Raw genomic sequence first — 18,030 nt, 5'->3', positions numbered from 1 at the left:
CGGGCAGCGCCCTGGTACCGCTCAACGGCCGTGCCGCGTCCGGGACTCCGGGACCGGCCCGCCGCCGGGGGCGGCGCCGTTCATCAGCATGCGGGCGAGGCTGGTGCGGTTCGACACGCCGAGCTTGCGATACACCTGCCCGAGGTGGGTCTCCACCGTCCGCACGCTGAGGAAGAGGCTCTCGGCGATCCGGATGTTGGTCATGCCGGTGCTCACGAGACTCGCGATCTCCCGTTCGCGGGCGGTCAGGGCCGACAGCGCGGGCAGCACACGCGGTGCGTCCGCCGCGTCGGCGCACGCGGCGAGCCGGGCCCGCCACCGGATGACCTCGCCCCGCAGCCGCGCCGAGCCGCACTGGTCGGCGAGGACCCCGGCGCCGTCCAGCCATGCGGCGACTCCGTCGGTGCGATCCGCGTCCAGGGACAGCTCGGCCGCCGCGAGCAGAGTGACGCAGGCCTCGACGCGCTCGCCGCCGAGCGAGAAGTCGGAGGCCGCCTCCAGCGCCCGCTCCAGCGCCTGCCCCGTCCGCCCGGCCGCCGCGTGGGCGCGCATCCGGGCGCGCAGGGCGAACCCCCGGCGGCCGGGCGACGGGAGCTGTTCGAGGCACTGCTCGGCCAGCTCGGCCCACTCTCCGACAGCCGCCCGGTCGCCCACCGCGAGCGACGCCTGCGCCAGGGCGTCGCACCAGCGGGGCTTGCGCCAGACGGTGAGCCGGGGCAGCCCGGCGCCGCCCGCCGCGTCCAGCAGCAGCCAGCGGGAGCGCGCCGGGTCGCCGGTGCGCTGCACCCACTCGGCGTGGAAGCAGCGGACGGTGACCGCCCACGCGGTCGGCGAGGCGCCGGCCACGGCGAGGGCGCGCGCGGCGGACTCCTGTGCCCGCGCCTGGTCGCCCGGACCGTCACGCCACGACAGCGCCTCGGCCCGCACCATCGAGCTGACGGCCTCCTCCGCCGGACCGGCCCCTTTCGCGGTGTGGTGGCCGACCTCGTCGAGAGCGGCCAGCGCGTCGTCCAGATTCCCGCGCCGCAGATGGGTGTTGGCCAGGACCGTGAGGATGTGCGGCTGGACGTACGTCTGGCCGGTGCGCCGGGACAGGGCCGCCGCGCGCGTGAGGTGCCGTTCGGCGTCGACCAGCCGGCCGAGCATCCCTTCGGTCATGCCCGTCTGGAGCGAGGCGTTCAGGTTGGTGAGCAGGGCGCTGTCGGGCGCGGCGTCGATCAGCGCGGCCGCGGTGGTCGTCCGCTCCTGCGCGGTGGCCAGGTCGCCGGTGAACAGATGGCCGAGGGCGCTCTGCGCCAGCGCCTGCGCCTCGCCGACCCGGTCGTGGTGCTGCCGTGCGATGACGGCGGCCGTCTCGGCGTGATGCCGGGACCTCACGTACTCCTGGAGGTCGTAGGCGTGGTCGGCCAGTTCGGTGTGGAGGGCGGCCGCGATCGCCGCGTCCTCGCCGGCCAGCGTGGCGAGCCCGGAACGGGCCAGGGCGCCGGCCTCGGCGTACCGGCCCAGGGTCCGCTCGATCCGGCTGGAGTCGGCGAGCGCGCCCGCCTCGCCCGACCGGTCGGGCATGGCCGACCGCAGGGCGTCGAGCAGTTCACGGCTCTCGGCCGCGTCCCCGGTCAGCAACCGGGCCCGCGCCAGGAGCACTTGGGCCTCGTGCCGGTGCGGCTCGCCCGGGCGCAGGATCGGCAGCGCCGCCTCCAGGTGACCGGCGGCCACGGCGGGGGAGCGGTACAACAGCTCGCGTGCGGCGGCGATCAGGGTGAGCGCGTGCTCCGGGCGGTCCGGGTCGGCGGCGCGGGCCACGTGGTGGGCGCGCCTGGCGATGGGTGCGCCCTGTTCGGCCAGCGCGGATTCGGCTCGCCGGTGCAGGATGACGCGGCGGCTGGGTGCGAGCCGCTCGTACACGACGTCGCCGACCGCCCGGTGGCGCAGCGCGAGCCGCGGGGCGGGCTCGGCGGGCCGGACGAGGTCCACGCGGGTGAGCGTGTCCAGGGCCCGGACAGCGGCGGCGACGTCCAAACCGACGACGGCGGCGGGCAGTTCGGGCCGGAACGGCTCTCCGAGAACCGCCGCCGCCTCCAGGACCGCCACGGAGTCGGCGTCGAGTCCCGCCAGTTCGCCGAGGACGGCCGTCGAGGCGGCCGCCGCGTCCTGACCGCGGCTGCCGAGCACCTTGAGGTACTGCGGGTTGCCCTGGGCCTCGCGGTGGATCTCCTCGGCGTCCGGGTGGTCCCCGAGCAGTTCACCGGCCTCCTCGCGGGACAGCGGGCCGATGTCCCACACCTCCAGTGAGCCCGCGGACCCGGCACGCGAGAGCAGTTCGGCGTGCCAGGGCGCCAACTGGCGCTGCCGGCAGGCGATGAGGCACAGCACGGGACCGGTGGACGCTGCCCTCAGCAGCCGTTCCACGTCGAGCCGGCTGCCGGACGGAAGGAGGTGGAAGTCCTCCACCACCGCGAGCAGGGGCCCGCCCTCCGCCGCGCGTGCCGCGACCTCGCGCACCCCGGTCAGGCACGGTTCCCCGGCGCCGGCGGACGCTTCCGCGGTCCTCCCGCGTGCGGTCCGGACGGGTATGCCGACGGCTCGGGCCTCGGCCGCCGCCGCCCACGTCAACGCGCTCTTGCCGATGCCCGGTTCCCCGACGAGCGCGACGGACCTCCCCGCTCCCGTCCCGGCGAGATCGGCCAAGGCGCGTGCCAGCGCCCCGACTTCCGCCTCACGGCCCGCCAACGGACGTGCGTCGCCCTGTGCGCGGCGGACGGGAGTGGGCGCTTCGCCCCGCGGATCATCGGACATGACACGGCACGATAGTGGCTGCCGATCACAACCAGGCAAAGGGGACGTATTCCGCGCCCCGGCCGGGGGAGCCGCCGTCGGCGTCCACCCGCCCCACCCGGACGTCACCGGGCCCGCGAAAGCCTTCCCGCAGCAGGCGAGTTGGCGATTTCACGGGTGTGCGCCCGACTGATTATGATCTTGCTCATGTCTGTGCAGAGTGCCGAACGAGCCCTTTCCCGCAAGCAGCGACTCCAGGAGAAGCAGCGCCGTCAGCTGGCGGTGGTGGACACCGTGGACAAGGCCGAGGCGAAGGTCCGCAAGGCGGAGGTCGAACTGGCCATGGCGGTCGCCGAGGCGGTGCAGGTGTTCGGCGACGAGGAGTCCGCCTCCGAGGGCCTCGACATGCGGGTCGAGACCATCCGGCGCTTCCTCGGCATCGCGCGCGACGAGGCCGCCGGCGCGCAGGACGCGGCCGAAGCCGCCGACGGGTCCTGAACCCCCGGCCGCCGCGCCGAGGACGGCACGCGACGACCGGCTCGCAGGACAGGGGGCGGCCGAGGCGACCGGCGCCCGCAGGCGACGGCACGGCCACCGGTCGACGGCACGGCTACCGGTCCACGGAGCGCATCCCCGCCTCGTCGTAGCGCTCGCCCGCGACCTCGGGAAGTTCCGCGTCGATACGGGCCAGGTCGTCCTTGGTCAGCTCGACGTCGACGGCGCCGGCGTTCTGCTCCAGGTAGGTGCGGCGCTTGGTGCCCGGGATCGGCACCAGGTCATCGCCCTGCGCCAGCACCCACGCGATGGCCAGCTGCGCCGGAAGGACGTCCTTCTCGGCGGCGATCTCCTTCACCTTCGCGGCCAGCCGCAGGTTCGCCTCCAGGTTGGCGTCCTGGAAGCGGGGGTTCTGCCGGCGCCAGTCGTTCGCGTCCAGCTCGTCCGGCGAGCTGAAGCGCCCGGCGAGGAAACCCCGCCCGAGCGGCGAGTACGGCACGAAGCCGATGCCCAGCTCACGGCAGACGGGCAGCACCTCGGCCTCCACGTCCCGCGACCACAGCGAGTACTCGCTCTGCACCGCGGTCACCGGATGCACGGCGTGGGCGCGCCGGATGGTCTGGGCACTCGCCTCGCTCAGGCCGATGCCGCGCACCTTGCCCTCGGCGACGAGCTCGCCCAGCGCGCCGACCGTCTCCTCGATGGGGACGTTCGGGTCGACCCGGTGCTGGTAGTACAGGTCGATGTGGTCGGTGCCCAGGCGCTTCAGGGAGCCGTGCACCGAGCTGCGCACATGCTCCGCCGAACCGTCCTGCGCGCCGACCGTCGTGATGTCGCCGGGTACGGCGTCGTCCATCCGGTAGTTGAACTTCGTCGCGATCACGTATTCGTCGCGATGCCCGCGCACCGCCTCGCCGACGAGCGACTCGTTGGTGAGGGGGCCGTACATCTGTGCGGTGTCGAGGAAGTTCACCCCGACGTCGAGGGCCCGCCGGATGGTGGCGACGCCCTCCTCCTGATCGGCGGTTCCGTAGAAGGCGGACATCCCCATGCACCCCAGGCCGATCGCCGACACCTGGAGGTCCCGCAGACTGCGCTTCTGCATGCCGTGTTCCAGCCTTTCCTGCCACTCGTACGGTGTGCGGACGCCACGAAGCCCCGTCGTCCATTGGGCGACGCTTTCCCGCGCCCGGCAATTCCGGAAGGGGGACCGGGTGACACGGGCCTCGAGCGCCGCGATGTCCGCAACGCTACGACCTGGAGCGCACTCCAGCGCAAGCGGCCGGGTCAGCCGGTCCGGCGCAGGCCCGCCACAGGGAGGGCGACCAGTCGGCGCGCGTCGTAGCGGGGGTCGCTGCCGGCGCCGATGCAGAGGTCTCCGATGCCCCGCATGAATGGGCAGGCGTCCAGACCGGCGCGGATCTCACCGGAGGCGGCGGCCCGCGGCCGCCCCCACCTCAGACCCGTCCCGCGGCGCGGGCGCCGGACCGGGGCGTGTGTCGCCGACGGAGGGATTCGCATAGCCTCGTCCACGGGTGTGGCGGACGCGGCCCGCGTCCGCGGGGAGGAGGCTGCGGTGCTCAATACGGGCGCGCGATGGCTCGCGGGCGTGGTGACCGTCCTGTGCGTGGTGCTCGTCGGCCCGAGCGTGCCGGCCGACGCGCCCGCCACGCGGACCCTGCCCGCCGGCGCCGCCCGCGACGTCGTGGCCAACAGGGTCATGACCTGGAACATCTGCAACCCCTGCGACGAGAGCAACGTCGACCGGGCGGCCGCGATCGCCGCGTTCGCCCCCCAGGTCGTCGGCCTCCAGGAAGCGTGCACGCGGGACGTCGACCGGATCCGGGACGACCTGGAGAGCCGCTACGGGCTCGTCTACCACGTCGAGTACGGCATGGTCCTGCGCAGTTGGGCGCGGTGCGGGGGAGTGCCGTGGAACCCGGGAGGCTACGGGGAGGCGATCCTGTCGGCGGCGCCGATGACGGACCGCGTCCACGCGGAATACCCCGACGGCGGCTCCGAGGACCGTGGGTACGTCGCGGTGACCACCGTGGTCGACGGCCGACCGGTGCGGGTCTTCAACACCCACCTCGCCGAACGCCGCCAGGAGGAGGTCCGCGCGGACCAGGCCCGTGTGCTCGCCGCGAAGGTCGCCCCCTACGAACACGCCGTCGTCCTGGGCGACTTCAACGCCCGTGCGGACGCCGCGGAGCTGGCCCCGCTGTGGTCGCTGGCCGCGGACGCGGACCCCCGGTGCCGGCCCACCGACGCGGACGCCTGTGAGCCGACCACCGACTGGTACAGCAGATTCGACTACGTCTTCCTGCGGGGCGTCACCGCGCTCACACACGGGGTGCGCCCCACCCCGGTCTCGGACCACCACCTGCTCCACGCCGACCTCGACCTGGACCGCGCCTGAGGCCCTGCACGCGTCCCGGGTGAAAGTCCGGGGCCGGGCCGGCCGTGACTCGTCGGCGCCGCCACCCCGGCGCCCGCGCGCTCGCGGGGCGGCGGCGCCGGGCGCTCACGCCGGAGGCTGCCCGTCGGTCAGGATCTCGACGTACCCCTCGGTCCCGTGCACGCGGATCCGCTGCCCGTCCCGGATCAGCCGGGTGGCCCCCTCCACGCCCACGACGGCCGGCAGGCCGTACTCGCGGGCGATCACGGCGCCATGGGTCATCAGGCCGCCCACCTCCGTCACCAGGCCCGCGATGCCGACGAACAGGGGCGACCAGCTGGGGTCCGTGAACGCCGTGACGAGGATGTCACCCGCCTCCAGGTCCGCGTCGGCCATGTCGAGCACGACCCGGGCCCTGCCCTCGACCGTCCCGGCCGACACCGCGAGACCGGCCAGGGCGCCGGCCGGCACGTCGTCGCGCCGGTACGACCCGCTCACCGCCTCACCCTCGGACGTGAGCACCCGCGGCGGGGTGAGCGCCTCGTACGAGCGGAACGCCTCCTTGCGCCGCCGGACGAGACCCTCGTCCACCCGCCGCGAGCGCACGGCCTCGTGGAACTCCTGGAAGGTGAGGTAGAAGACGTCCTCCGCCCCGGCCAGCACACCGTCGCGCGCCAGGCTCCCGGCCTCGCGCATCAGGGCCTGCTTGTAGACGAAATAACGGCTGATGATGCCGTACTTCGGGTACTCCCGGTAGCCGATGAACGTGCGCAGCCGGTCGATCATCCGCTCGGCCTCGGCCGCCTTCGCCTCCCCGTCGGGCAGGGCCCGCAGCCGCGACAGCACCTCCTGCTCCTTCCGCGAGGCCTTCTGCCGGCCGCGCTCGAAGCGCTGCGCGGCCGCACCCGGCCCGAAGTTGCGGACGTGGTCGAGGACGACGGGCAGCAGCGTGGTGGGGCGCTCGCTCCACCGCGGCCTGGTGATGTCGATCTCGCCGACGCAGCGCATGCCGTACCGGTCGAGATAGCCCTCGATGGCGTCGCGCGCTTCCGCCCCGCCCTCCAGCTTCCCCAGCCGGTCGAGAAAGTCCTCGTCCTCGACGCCCTGGAGGAACGCCACGACCTCCGGATGCGGGCGGATCACGTCAGCGACGTCGAGCAGCGCCAGCCCCATCTCCGAGGTGATGTTGCCGGGGGCGGACAGCGTGAGCGTGTCGGCCGCGTTCGTCTCGCCGAGCCACTCCTCGAGGGTGTCGTTGAGCCACCAGGTGGCCTCCATGCCGGCCATGATCGCCTGCATGCTCCGCCGGTCGCCCAGGACCCGCTTGTGCTCCTGGAAGGCCTCCAGCAGGAACTCGAACAGCGCCGGTCCCGTCTTCGTCCGGATGTCGCGTTTCAGGGCGGCGACGTCGGCCCGGTTGCGGTCGACGAGTTCGGCGACGACGGCCGGATCGGCCGGGATCGGCGCGGGCGCGCCGCCGGGCGGCGGCCCGGCGGGAGCCGCGTCGGGGCGCGTCGGGACGAAGCCACGGTCGAGGACCGTCTCCAGCGCGTCCCTGATCACCGGATCGCCCTTGCCGATGAGGTCGAGGAGCGCGGCCCGGCTCGCGGGCGCGGCCAGGCGCGGCGTGGCGTCGACGAACAGCCTGCCGCCCGCCTCGTACATGGGCGCCATGGCCGTCAGCAGCCACACCGACAGCCCCAGCGGCTTCATCGGGTCGGTCATCATCTGCTGGTGGCCGACGGAGATGTAGACGCGAGGGTCGTCGTCGTCCCGCTCGGGCACGGGGAACAACGTCGTGATCGGCCGGCTCTGGACGATCCGGAAGCCGCCGTCGACCAGGCACCACTCGATGTCCTGCGGCCGGCCGAAGTGCGCCTCGATCCGCCGTCCGAGCCGCACGAGCCGCACGACCTGATCATCCGTCAGGGCCGGCTCGCGCTGCCGCTCCGGGGCGATCACGACGTCCTGTGTGCCGCCTTCGGGCCGGGCGTGGACGGCCCGCTGTTTCGCGGCGATCGCCCTGTCGACGATCTCACCGTCGCGCACCTTGTACACGTCGGGGTTGACGAGGCCGGAGACCAGGGCCTCGCCGAGTCCGAAGCCGGCGTCCACGGTGGCGACCTTCCGGTTGCCCGTGACGGGGTCGGCGGTGAACAGGATGCCGGAGGCCTCGGGGAAGACCATCCGCTGCACCACCACGGCCATGTGGACCGTGCGGTGGTCGATGCCGTTGCGCTGACGGTAGGTCACCGCCCGCTCGGTGAACAGCGAGGCCCAGCACCGGCTGACGTGCCGCAGGACCGCCGCCGGCCCCACCACGTTCAGGTACGTGTCCTGCTGGCCGGCGAAGGAGGCCGTCGGCAGGTCCTCCGCCGTCGCGCTGGAGCGCACGGCGTACGCGGACCGCTCACCGGTCCGGGCGAGCGCGCCGGTGATCGCCGCGGCGATGTCGCCGGGAACGGGGATCTCCTCGATGGTCTCGCGCACCAGCGCGCTGAGCTCCCGCACCGCCTCCCGGTCGTCCGCCGCCACCCGCGCCAGCCGGCCGAGCAGATCGTCCAGCGACGGCGCCTCGGCCCTCATCCGCCGGAAGGCGTCCGTCGTCACGCAGAAACCGTCCGGCACCAGGACGCCGTCGATCCGCGACAGTGCGCCCAACTGCGCGCCCTTGCCGCCGACGTCCGCGATCCGCCCGGCGTCGACGTCCCCGAGTGCCAGCACGTACGGCCCGTTCATCGCGCCACCCCCGCGCCCGCCGCGCCCGTCCGCCGCACCCGCACCGCGTCGCCCGCCCGTGTCACCGGCGCGCTGCCGGGCGCCTGTCCTCCTCCGGTCGGTCCCGCCGTCGGTCCGACGTCACCGCGTCCCCCGTACGTCGACAACAACACAAGCACGTAGCGCCCTCATTTCCGCAGGTTGTGGCCTCGGCCGACGATTGTGCGCCCCGACGGGGGCCTTGCGGCAAGCCCCCTGGCGCGCTATAACTTAGGAGAGGCAAGGAGAGGTTTCTCCTTGCCTTCGCTGTTTCCGGGGCTGTTTTCCGGTTGGTTCGTGCCGGGTTCCGGGTGCCGGGTGCCGGGTGCCGGGTGCCGGGTGCCGGGTGCCGCGGGGCGCGCGTCGGCGAGGCGGCCGTGAGCCGCGCCCCGTCTCAGCCGCGCAGGTCGAAGCCGCCGCGACCGAGCGCGGACCGGATCCGGCCGAGCCCCTCCACGCCCATCCTGCGCCCGCCGGGAAACCGGTCGTCCCGGTCCCAGCGCCACGCGGTGACCATGGCCGTCACGAGGAGCCGGCACGCGCGCAGCACATCCGCGTCGATCCCTTCGCAGTGCCTGCCGACCGCCTCCGGGGCGTGGGCGACATCGAACTCGACCGGCCCACGGCAGCACGTCTCGAAGTCGATGAACAGCGGCCCGCGGGCGGTGGCGAGCAGATTGCCCGGGTGCGGCTCGCCGTGCAGCAACTGCTCGCCGCCACCGTGCCCGGCGACGAGGCGCCCGAGGTCGCGCAAGGCTTCTGCGAGCAACGCACGGTCCGGGCCGCCGAGTTCAGGCGTACGGTCATGGTCAGCGACGAGTCGCCGGGCCTGTTCGACGCGAGCGGTGAAGTGCGGCACCGGGATGTCGACCCGCCGCATGCCGGCGTGCAACCGCTCCAGCGCCCGGGCGTAGTCGCGGGGCGGCACCTCGTAGGGCGGCACGGGTGCGTGGAAGGTCCACAGCGTGACGACGAAGCCGTCCCGCTCATGGACGCGGGGCTCCACCCGGGGGTCGAGCCGGGCCACCGGGCACCCGGAAGCGGCGAGCCGCCGGGCGAGGTCGACCTCGAACCGGGCGACCTGGTGCCCGGCGGGAGCCACCCGGGCCACGACGTCACAGGGCAGCAGACGCACGGTGATCTTGTTCGAGTCATGCAGAACCGTCACGTCGTCGGCCGCCAGACCGAGGGACACGGCGATCGACCGCGCCGCCGCCACCGCACGCACCGCCTCTGCCGCCCGCATCGCGCCCCGCCCCCTTCTCCGTGCGGCGCCGACGGCGAGAAGCCGGGCCCCGCCTCCGGAGCCCCGACCCCGGAACTCGCTGGATCACCGGTAGCCTCCCACCCTACGGTGGCGCCATGAGCGATCAACCGGAAGTGCCCGTCACGCCCGTCGAGGCCTACGAACCGCCCTACTACGTCGCCGTGTTCACCACCGTGCGCACCGACGACCAGAGCGGCTACGGCGAGACCAGCGCCCGCATGGAAGACCTCGTGAAGGACGTCCCCGGATTCCTCGGGATGGACCATGCGCAGACTCCGGGAGGGCTGGGCATCACCGTCGGCTACTTCCGCGACGCCGACGCCCTCACGCAGTGGCGGAACAACGCCGAGCACCGCGCGGCCCAGGAGCGCGGACGGGCCGACTGGTACCGGAGCTACACGCTCCACGTGGCGAAGGTGGAGCGCAGTCACGGCTTCGTGCGGGAACGGACCCCGCGGAGCCCCGCGGTGGGCTGACCCGCGCGCACGTGTCAGGAGCGGACGACGGCGACTCCGCCGATCAGGCCCCACGCGTCGATCCGGACCCTCGGCCCGCCCGGGCGGCTCGGGCCGTCGTCCCTCACTCCGCCCAGACGCAGTCCGCGGACTTCCACCCGGACGTCGTCGCGGACCTTGAGACGGACACCGCCGATCAGGCTCAGCTTGGTGATGCGCAGTTCGGCGCCGTCGGGGATGTCGACGTCCGTCAGATCGACGTCGGCGCCGCCGATGAGGGACGCGGTGAGCGTCCGCTCGTGGAGTGTGGCGCCCGCCAGGCGGTGACCGCCGATCAGGCTCACCCTGACGTCGGTCTTCCCGGACTTCTCGCCGCTGCTCTTCGTCATGAGAAGTACCCTACGGGCGGCCGCGCTTGAGCCGCAGTGGCGGTCGTCCGGGGTTGCGCATGACAAGTGTCACGCCCAGGGGCCGCGCGCGGCTCCCGTCATGCGCGGCCGGTGCCGTAGAACCGCACGTAGTCGACGGTCATCGTCGCGGGGGACGGCGTCGAGGCGTCGGGGGGCCCGGGCCAGTCGCCCCCGACGGCGACGTTGAGCAGCAGGTGCATGTCCTGCTCGAAGACCCAGTCGCGCGGCGCGGGCAGCTTCGAGGGAGTCAGGGTGAAGTACGGTTTGCCGTCCACGGACCAGGTGACGCGCCGCGGTCGCTTGTCCACGGCGTACGTGTGGAACGTCGTCGAGGCGTCGGCAGGCAGGGTGACGGAGCCGCCGACGCCGTTCTCGTTGAAGTAGGTCGGCCCGTGCGCGGTGCCGTGGACGGTGCGCGGTTCTCCGCCGACCACCTCGCAGATGTCCAGCTCACCCTGTGCGGGCCACTCGGCCCCGTTGTCGCCGAGCATCCAGATCGCCGGCAGCAGACCCGTCCCCGTAGGGAGCTTCGCACGGACCTCCACGCGCCCGTGGCGGAGGGCGGCCTTCCCCTCGGTGGTCAGCCGGGCCGACGTCCACGGACAGAACTCCCGCGTATAGCACGGCAGTCGGGATCCCGCAGGGGCCGGGCGTGCCGAGATCAGCAGATCCCCCTCGCCGTCGAGGCCGGAGTTGGCCGCGTCGTCCGTGTAGAACTGCAACTCGTTGTTGCCCCACCCCTCGGCGTCCCGGTTGCCCGTCTCGGTGTTCCAGGACGTCGCCGACGGGCGGGCGCCCTCCTCGCCGTCGAACTCCGCCTGCCAGAAGGGCCGTTCCGCGTCGGCGGACGAGGGTGCCTCATCCTGGGGGCCCGAGCCCGAGCCCGAGCCGCATCCGCAGAGCAGGCCGCTCAGCGCCAGGACGAGGGCCAGGGCGGTGCGTCGGTTCATGTGCGCTGCTCCCCGAGGTCGTGCCCAAGACGATACCTGGACCGGTGGAGCGGCCGCCCGGGCACGCCGACGGCCTCACCGACGCGGACTTCTCCTGAGCGGTCCGAGCCGAGGAGCCGGTGGCGTCCGGTTCAGACGGCCATGGCTTCCTGGAGCCAGCGGGCCACCCGGTAGGGCAGCCACCACGCCAGGTCGCCGACGCGCAGCACCAGGTGCTCGGCCGTGAACTCCTCGAGTATGTCGGCGGGCACGCCGGCGTGGTGGACGCCCGGCGCGAGCCGGGCGACGGCCTCGCGGTAGCGGGGCTCCTCGGCGGTGAAGCGGCGCAGGTCGCCCCAGCGGCGGTCCCGGATCTGCACGAAGCCCGGACCCTGGCGCCAGACGAGTTTGCACAGGTAGTGCCGGGTCCGCCAGGCGTGCAGGGCCTCGTCGGCGGCTTCGAGGCCGGTGACGGTGCGGGGCGGCTGGAGGTGGGACAGCACCTTCCACCGGTGGGCGGAGTCGTGCGGGGACAGGCGGAGGTCCCAGTCGACGGAGACGGCGCGGGCGGTGAGGTCGCGCACCAGGCACAGCCGGTCGACGGCCCTTCGGTGGGATGCGGGATCGTCGCCGGTCAGGTCGACGGCCGTGTCCAGTTCGGCATGGCGCACGCCCAGGTCCCACAACCGGTCGACCTGCCGTGGCTGTGCGGTCACCTGGAGGGTTCCCAGCGACATGCCCGGCAGGTCACGGGCCTGTGGATCGAGGTCGCGCCACGCTCGGACGGTGACGCTCGCTGCGGTGGCTGTCATGTGCGGTCCTTCGTCGGGGCGCGGGGCCGGGGAACGGGGGGCGGGGGAAGGGGGGACGGGGAGGAGGGATGGGTGAAGGGGAAGGCGGAAGGGGCAAGTGGCCGGTGCTCAGGACGGGACCGGCGCGGGCACTGCGGTGGCGTCGGCGTCGGTGACGGTGGTGCTCCCGGCGGCGGTGGCCGGCCCGTTCGCGGTGGTGGTCTCGTCGCGGGTGTGGGCGTGCCGCATGTAGTCCAGACGCAGCAGGTCCTGGTTCACGGCGGCCGGGGCGATGTGCACGTACTGGCCCGCGTCCGTGAAGACGATGCCCTGCGTGACCCACTCCTTGAGAAGCGCCTCCACCTCGTGCGGTGTGCACGGCGCGCCGTCGGGCGAGCCGGCGGCCGAGGTCAGCTTGCGGTGCAGCGCGACGACGGTGTGCGGCTGGTCGAGGAGGCGGAAGAGCGCGGTCTCCAGCGGGTCGGCGAGTTGCAGGGTCCGCCATGCGAAGGACGGACGCCGGCTGACCAGGACGATCCGGTCGCCCAGGTCGGTGTGGGTGAGGCGCGCGTCGGCGTGGTGCTTCTTCCAGGCGGCGATGCCGTCGTTGAGCAGCGTGACCGTGGGCTCGGTGATGCCGCGCTCCGGCGCCTGGAACACATAGGCCAGGTCGTGGAGTTCCGCCTCGGGCAGGTCGTACGTGAACAGGTAGTGCTCCTCCGGACGCAGTCCGGTGAAGCCCAGTTCGGGGCGGTTGAAGTAGGGGCTGAACCGTTCGATGGCGATGCGGGCGGACAGGTCGACCGGCGGGTTGAGATGCTCCAGGGCGGGGAGCTGCCGGATGACGGGTTCGTAGTCGTCCGCGGTCTCGCCGGGGAAGCCGTGCAGGTAGTTCCAGGACACCGACAGCCCGGTCTCCGCCGCGTCGCGGAGCATGCGCACGTTCTGGCAGCCGCTGACGCCCTTGTCCATGAGGTCGAGGACCCGGCTGTTGAGGCTCTCGATGCCCGGCTGGACGTAGATGAGCCCGGCGTCGGCCAGGACCTGCAACTGGGGGCGCCGCATGTTGGCCTTGATCTCGATGTGCATGCGCAGGTCGTAGCCGCTGTCGATGACGCGGGGCAGCACGGTGGACAGGTAGCGCATGTCCAGGATGTTGTCGACCACGTACATGTCCAGCACCCGGTGCCGCTCCGCCAGGTCCATGATCTCCTGGTAGAACGTGTCGGGGCTCTTGCTGCGGAACTGCATGAAGGAGCCGTTGAGGCCGCAGAAGGTGCAGTGGTGCTTCTCGCCCCACCAGCAGCCCCGCGCGCCCTCGACGACCAGTTTCGGCTCCACCCAGTTGCGCGCCACGGACGCGGCGAGACGTTCGAAGTAGCCGCTGTAGTCGGGCGGCAGGATCGCCGCGGGCGGCAACGGCCCGGTGGGCATGGGGTTGACGGTGTGCCCCGACTCGGGCGTGCGGTGGCACAGCCCCGGGATCGAGGCCGCGGCGGACCGGTCGCCGTCGCGCAGCGCGGTCAGCAGCCGGGGGAAGGCGTCCTCGCCCTCGCCGCGCACCACGTAGTCCACGAACGGGAAGTTGCGGTGGACGGCGGCGCCCTGCTCGGCGTCGCAGTTGGCTCCGCCCATGACGGTGACGACGTGCGGGGCGAGCCGCTTGATATGGCGGGCGGCCGCCAGCGCGGCCGTGTTCTGCTGGAACGTGGAGGTGAACCCGACCACGTCGGGCTCCAGCGCGACGACGCGCTCGGCCACCTCGGCGACGAACTCCGGCACGAGGCGGTGCAGTTCGCGCGTCATGCGCATCCGGGACCGGCGCAGCTTGGGCGTCATGGCGTCGACGAACTCCGACTCCCGCCATTCCGGGTCGTCGTAGAGCGCCGAGGAGAACACCCAGTCCCCGCAGCCGAGGAAGTAGGAGGAGAGGGCGTAGTAGTCGTAGTCCTCGGCCGTGAACTCGGTGCGGCCGGTGATCCAGTCGGTGAACTCCAGATTGGCGTGCAGCACCTCGCACGTGGCGTCCTGGACGTGTTCGTCGACGCTTCGTTTCAGGATGCCGAGCGCCAGTGAGGGCAGGTCCATCGGGGACCAGGGCATGTTGACGAGAAGAACGCGCACGGTGGGCTCCTCGGAGCGCGAGCGGCTGGCGGGACGGGAACGGGAGGGTGCCCGGCCGGCCCGGGTCGGACCGGGCCGGCCGGGCCGCGGGTCACTCCTCGTCGTCGCTCTCGGCGGCGTTGCGGAACGGGATCGTGATGGTGATGCCGATGCCCGGCTTCCGGTTCTCCTCGTCGCCGTCGAGCGGGTCGTTGTGGATGATGTCCTTCTGCATGGTCGTCCTCCTTCTCGGGTTCATGGAGTGTTCTTCGGGCGGTGGTGCCGTGCGCCCGGTCCCGCTGTGTCCTCAGCGGGGCCGGGGTCCTCCGGACGGTGCCGGAGGACGTGAGGGGGTGTCCGCCGCCGGTGCGGGCAGGCACGTGTGCAGGAACGTCAGGGAGCGGCGCAGGACGGCGACGTGTGCCGCGCCGTCGTAGCCGTCGTGTCCGGTGTCGAGCCACAGCTGCTCGTGGGCCACGCCCGCGGCGGTCAGGGCGGCGGTATAGCTGCGGATCTGCTCGGGCGGGCACTTGACGTCCTTCTCCGCGCCGACGAGGAGCAACGGCGCACGGACCGCTGACGCGTAGGTGAGGGGAGAACTGCGGGAGTAACGTTCCGGCACCTCTTCCGGCGTCCCCCCGAACCAGCGGACGTCCAGGGCGCGCAGCGCCGGGGTGGTCAGCCGGTGGGCGCTCACCCAGTCGGCGACGGGCTTCACCGCGATGCCGGCCTGCCATGTCCGCGGGCGGCTGCCGAGCGCGAGGAGCACCAGGTACGCCCCCCAGGAGACCCCCCACAGGGCGGTCGCGCGGTCGTCGGCGAGTCCGCGGCGGACGAGATCGGCCCGTACGGCGGCCAGGTCGTCCACCTGGGCGTGGCCGACGTCCGCCCCGAACGCCCGCCGCCAGCGGGGACCGTAGCCGGTCGAGCCGCGGTAGTTGACCCGGGCGACGGCGTATCCGGAGGCCACGAGCGAGTGCACGGTGGCGTCGTAGGCGTCCCGGTCGTGGTCCGCGGGACCGCCGTGCACGAGGAACACGGTCGGCCACGGACCGCCGACGGCGCCGTCGGCGTACGCGTCGCTGTCGCCGGAGGCGGGATGTCCGGCGCCGGGGGCGCTTCCGCCCGCCGTCTCGCCCGGCAGGCTGAGGAACGTGTGGACGGGGCCGTGGGGCGTCGGGGTCCACAGATCGGTGTGACGGCCGGGCACGTGGGGGAGGGGGCCGGGTTCCGGCAGCGCGATGCCGTCGGTCGAGCGCGGGACAGGCGGGTGCGCGGCGTCGGTCCACAGGTAGTGCAGCCCCCCGCCGGGCCGCGGGGCGGCGTCGAGCAGGCTGCCCGCGGGGGTGGGGACGACGCGGCGGGCGCGGTCGCGCAGCGACACCCGGTGCAGCAGCGACCGTCCATGGCGCTCCTGGCGCACCAGCACCTCGTCGGTGTCCGGGTACCAGGACGCGGTGATCTCCGTGTCGAAGCGGCACCACGCGTGAACGGCCAGTCCGTGGTGCGGCGTCCACGTCGCCAACTGATAGCGGTCCTCAAGCTCGTGCACCAGCAGCAGTTCTCTGCGGCCCCGCAGGGGCGAGAAGCCCCGGCACCAGAACCTGCCGCCAGGCCCGCCGCGTTTGCCGGGTTCGCCGGGGTGCGCGGCTTCATCGGGTCCGTCGGCGCTGTCGAAGCGGGGCAGGGCGGCGAGCACCCGGCCCGAGGGGGTCACGACGACGACGGTCGCGTCGCCGTCGGACGCCGTCGCGAGGGCCACGAGATCGCCTTCCGGCGTGATGCCCCCCAGCCGGGCCGGACCGGCCGTGCGGAGCACCTCGCGCGGTACCCGGCCACGCCGTCCCACCAGCAGACTCGTGCCGCCCTGCCGGGTCGCGACCGCCGCGGCGACCGTACCGTCGGCCGTCACCGCGAGCCCGCGCGGCGACCCGGCCGGCGCCCCCGGCAGACCGGGCAGCCGGCAGCCGCCGTCGAACGGCTCGAACCACCAGCGCCCCACGCCGTCGGCGTCCTCGTCGAACCACCACACGTAGGCGTCCGCGTCGACGGCGTGATGCACCGTGCCCCCGGGCCGGTCGGTGACCTGGCGGGCGGTGCGGGTCGAGGCGTCCCACGTGAAGACCTCGCAGCGGCCCCCGGCGTCGGCCGTCAGCACCATGCGCCCGGCGTCGCGCGGGCACACCTCCGGGAGCGCGCCGACGAAGACCCTGAAGGCGTCACCCACGGCCGTCCCCCGTCGTCCCCTCGGCAGACGCGGCGGACGCGGCGGACGAGCGCAGCAGTCCCGGAACCCTCACCTGCGTGTGGACGGCCAGCGCGCCGAACAGCACGGTGCACAGCAGCACCGGAGTGCGCGCGGTCCCCACGGTGACCAGGAACGCGGCGAGCGCCGGGGCGCCGGCCGCGGCGAGGGCGGAGAGCGAACCGAAGACGCCCGCGGTCCGCGACTGCAACGCCACCGGAGTGCACGCGACGGCGACGCTGGACAGGACCACCGTGATCAACGGCACCAGCAGCGAGATCCCGGCGAACGCCGCTCCCCAGCCGACCGCGTCGTCCGCCCACACCAGTGAGCCGCACGGCACCGGCAGCAGCCAGGCGGCCAGGGTAAGCAGCCGTCCCGCACCGAGGCGGCGTACCGCGGGCGCCGCGACCAGCGCGCCCAGAAGCCCGGCCGCCCCGGAAGCCGCGAGCACCGCGCCGACGGCCGCTCCGTCGCTGTGGCCGTGACCGTCGGAGCCGAGCCGGAAGAGCGCGGTGTAGAAGAGCAGCGTCAGTGTTCCTCCGGCGGTCGACGTCCAGATCAGGACGAGTCGCAGGACGGGGGACCGGGCCACCGTCACCACGCCCGCTGTCACGGCGCCCAACCGCCCCGACCACGTTCCCCGCCCGCCGCGGTCGTCCGTCTCCCGTGGACGGGCGGGCGTGTCCGGCGTATGGGCCGGCGGGTCGAGAGGCGTGCGGATGGACCGGACGCCGAGCGCGGCCGCCGCGTAGGAGAGCGCGTCCGCGAAGAAGGGCAGGGGCCGGGCGAGCTGGAAGAGGACTCCGCCGAGCACCGGACCCACGACGAGCGAGATCTGGTCGCCCACCTGCATCCCGGCGGCCGCCCGGGGCAGTTCGTCGGTCGCGGCCAGATTGACGAGGGCTCCGCGCGACGCGGCCTCGTAGACCACCGCGCACAGCCGCTCGGCCAGCGCGAGCGCCATCACGGCCCATAACGCGGGCCGGCCCAGGCAGGTCAGAGCCAGCACGCCCGTGCACAGGGCCGCGAGCGCCGCCGACCCCGTCATGAGGAGCTGCCGCCGTCCCCGGTCCGCCGGCACCGCGACGACCGGCCCGAGGACGACCCCGCTCAGCGCGGCGGCGGTGGCCAGCGAACCGGCGGTGCCCGGGCTGTGGCCGAGGTCCAGCAGCAGCAACGGCAGGACGAGTCCGGAGGCCTGGCTGCCGAGGCCGTCGACGGCGTTCACCCACCACAGGGTCCTGAGGTCGCCGCGCGCCGGAGCGGCCGCACCGGCCCCCGGTCTCCGCCGTCGCGCCCGAGGTGGCCGTTCGGCGGCGGGGTGCGCGTCATACGGTGGTACGGGACGGCCCGAAGGCCGGCGAACCGGTGACCCGTCGACGTTCCCCACCCCCCGTACGCC

14 protein-coding genes and 1 pseudogene are annotated in these 18,030 nt (G+C 73.7%); 3 read left to right on the top strand and 12 right to left on the bottom strand.

Features of this window, described 5'->3' with window-relative positions; translation table 11 throughout:
* Positions 1-21 precede the first annotated feature (21 nt).
* Entirely contained in the window at positions 22-2,796 is a 2,775-nt protein-coding gene (locus tag OG802_RS01190; protein ID WP_329406267.1) for a helix-turn-helix transcriptional regulator, read from the bottom strand.
* Between the two features lie 186 nt (positions 2,797-2,982).
* Between OG802_RS01190 and OG802_RS01185 the strand changes: the two genes are divergently transcribed.
* Complete coding sequence (locus OG802_RS01185; RefSeq protein WP_329406265.1) at positions 2,983-3,273, top strand: hypothetical protein; 291 nt, start codon at positions 2,983-2,985, stop codon at positions 3,271-3,273.
* 112 nt (positions 3,274-3,385) lie between these two features.
* Here the strand turns inward: OG802_RS01185 and OG802_RS01180 are convergent, their stop codons facing one another.
* Positions 3,386-4,375, bottom strand: a complete 990-nt coding sequence (locus OG802_RS01180) for an aldo/keto reductase (protein WP_329406262.1) — start codon at positions 4,373-4,375, stop codon at positions 3,386-3,388.
* Between the two features lie 182 nt (positions 4,376-4,557).
* Positions 4,558-4,710 (bottom strand): annotated as a pseudogene (locus OG802_RS01175) (TetR family transcriptional regulator); the annotation flags it as partial.
* A gap of 136 nt (positions 4,711-4,846) precedes the next feature.
* On the opposite strand from OG802_RS01175, the gene OG802_RS01170 reads away from it, so the two are divergent.
* Positions 4,847-5,689 carry an endonuclease/exonuclease/phosphatase family protein gene (locus OG802_RS01170; protein WP_329406259.1) on the top strand — a complete coding sequence of 281 codons (843 nt, stop codon included), beginning with the start codon at positions 4,847-4,849 and terminating at the stop codon, positions 5,687-5,689.
* A 105-nt stretch (positions 5,690-5,794) separates the two neighbouring features.
* Here OG802_RS01170 and rph read toward each other — a convergent pair whose 3' ends face one another.
* Entirely contained in the window at positions 5,795-8,407 is a 2,613-nt protein-coding gene (gene rph, locus OG802_RS01165) for a rifamycin-inactivating phosphotransferase (protein WP_329406256.1), read from the bottom strand.
* 412 nt (positions 8,408-8,819) lie between these two features.
* Positions 8,820-9,671 carry a phosphotransferase enzyme family protein gene (locus OG802_RS01160; protein ID WP_329406254.1) on the bottom strand — a complete coding sequence of 284 codons (852 nt, stop codon included), beginning with the start codon at positions 9,669-9,671 and terminating at the stop codon, positions 8,820-8,822.
* Between the two features lie 116 nt (positions 9,672-9,787).
* On the opposite strand from OG802_RS01160, the gene OG802_RS01155 reads away from it, so the two are divergent.
* A complete protein-coding gene (locus tag OG802_RS01155) occupies positions 9,788-10,168 on the top strand; it encodes an antibiotic biosynthesis monooxygenase family protein (RefSeq protein ID WP_329406251.1) in 381 nt (126 codons plus the stop codon).
* Between the two features lie 14 nt (positions 10,169-10,182).
* On the opposite strand, the gene OG802_RS01150 is transcribed toward OG802_RS01155, so the two are convergent.
* The 7 genes from OG802_RS01150 to OG802_RS01120 form a co-directional block, all read right to left on the bottom strand.
* Positions 10,183-10,536 carry a hypothetical protein gene (locus OG802_RS01150; RefSeq protein WP_329406248.1) on the bottom strand — a complete coding sequence of 118 codons (354 nt, stop codon included), beginning with the start codon at positions 10,534-10,536 and terminating at the stop codon, positions 10,183-10,185.
* Between the two features lie 98 nt (positions 10,537-10,634).
* Positions 10,635-11,507, bottom strand: a complete 873-nt coding sequence (locus OG802_RS01145; RefSeq protein WP_329406245.1) for a glycoside hydrolase family 16 protein — start codon at positions 11,505-11,507, stop codon at positions 10,635-10,637.
* Between the two features lie 131 nt (positions 11,508-11,638).
* Positions 11,639-12,298 (bottom strand): DUF5825 family protein, encoded by a 660-nt coding sequence (locus tag OG802_RS01140; RefSeq protein ID WP_329406243.1) that lies wholly within the window; start codon positions 12,296-12,298, stop codon positions 11,639-11,641.
* Between the two features lie 108 nt (positions 12,299-12,406).
* Positions 12,407-14,401 (bottom strand): RiPP maturation radical SAM C-methyltransferase, encoded by a 1,995-nt coding sequence (locus OG802_RS01135; protein WP_329406241.1) that lies wholly within the window; start codon positions 14,399-14,401, stop codon positions 12,407-12,409.
* A 91-nt stretch (positions 14,402-14,492) separates the two neighbouring features.
* Entirely contained in the window at positions 14,493-14,615 is a 123-nt protein-coding gene (locus OG802_RS01130) for a hypothetical protein (RefSeq protein WP_329406239.1), read from the bottom strand.
* Between the two features lie 72 nt (positions 14,616-14,687).
* Positions 14,688-16,607, bottom strand: a complete 1,920-nt coding sequence (locus OG802_RS01125) for an alpha/beta hydrolase family protein (protein WP_329406236.1) — start codon at positions 16,605-16,607, stop codon at positions 14,688-14,690.
* Positions 16,600-17,856, bottom strand: a complete 1,257-nt coding sequence (locus tag OG802_RS01120; protein ID WP_329406233.1) for an MFS transporter — start codon at positions 17,854-17,856, stop codon at positions 16,600-16,602. The genes OG802_RS01125 and OG802_RS01120 overlap by 8 nt, the downstream gene beginning before the upstream one ends.
* Between the last annotated feature and the right edge of the window lie 174 nt (positions 17,857-18,030).

Origin of the sequence: Streptomyces sp. NBC_00704, assembly GCF_036226605.1 — a bacterium.
GTDB lineage: Bacteria > Actinomycetota > Actinomycetes > Streptomycetales > Streptomycetaceae > Streptomyces.
Note: the sequence above shows the minus strand (reverse complement) of the source record. Positions and strands in the feature narration are given on the sequence as shown.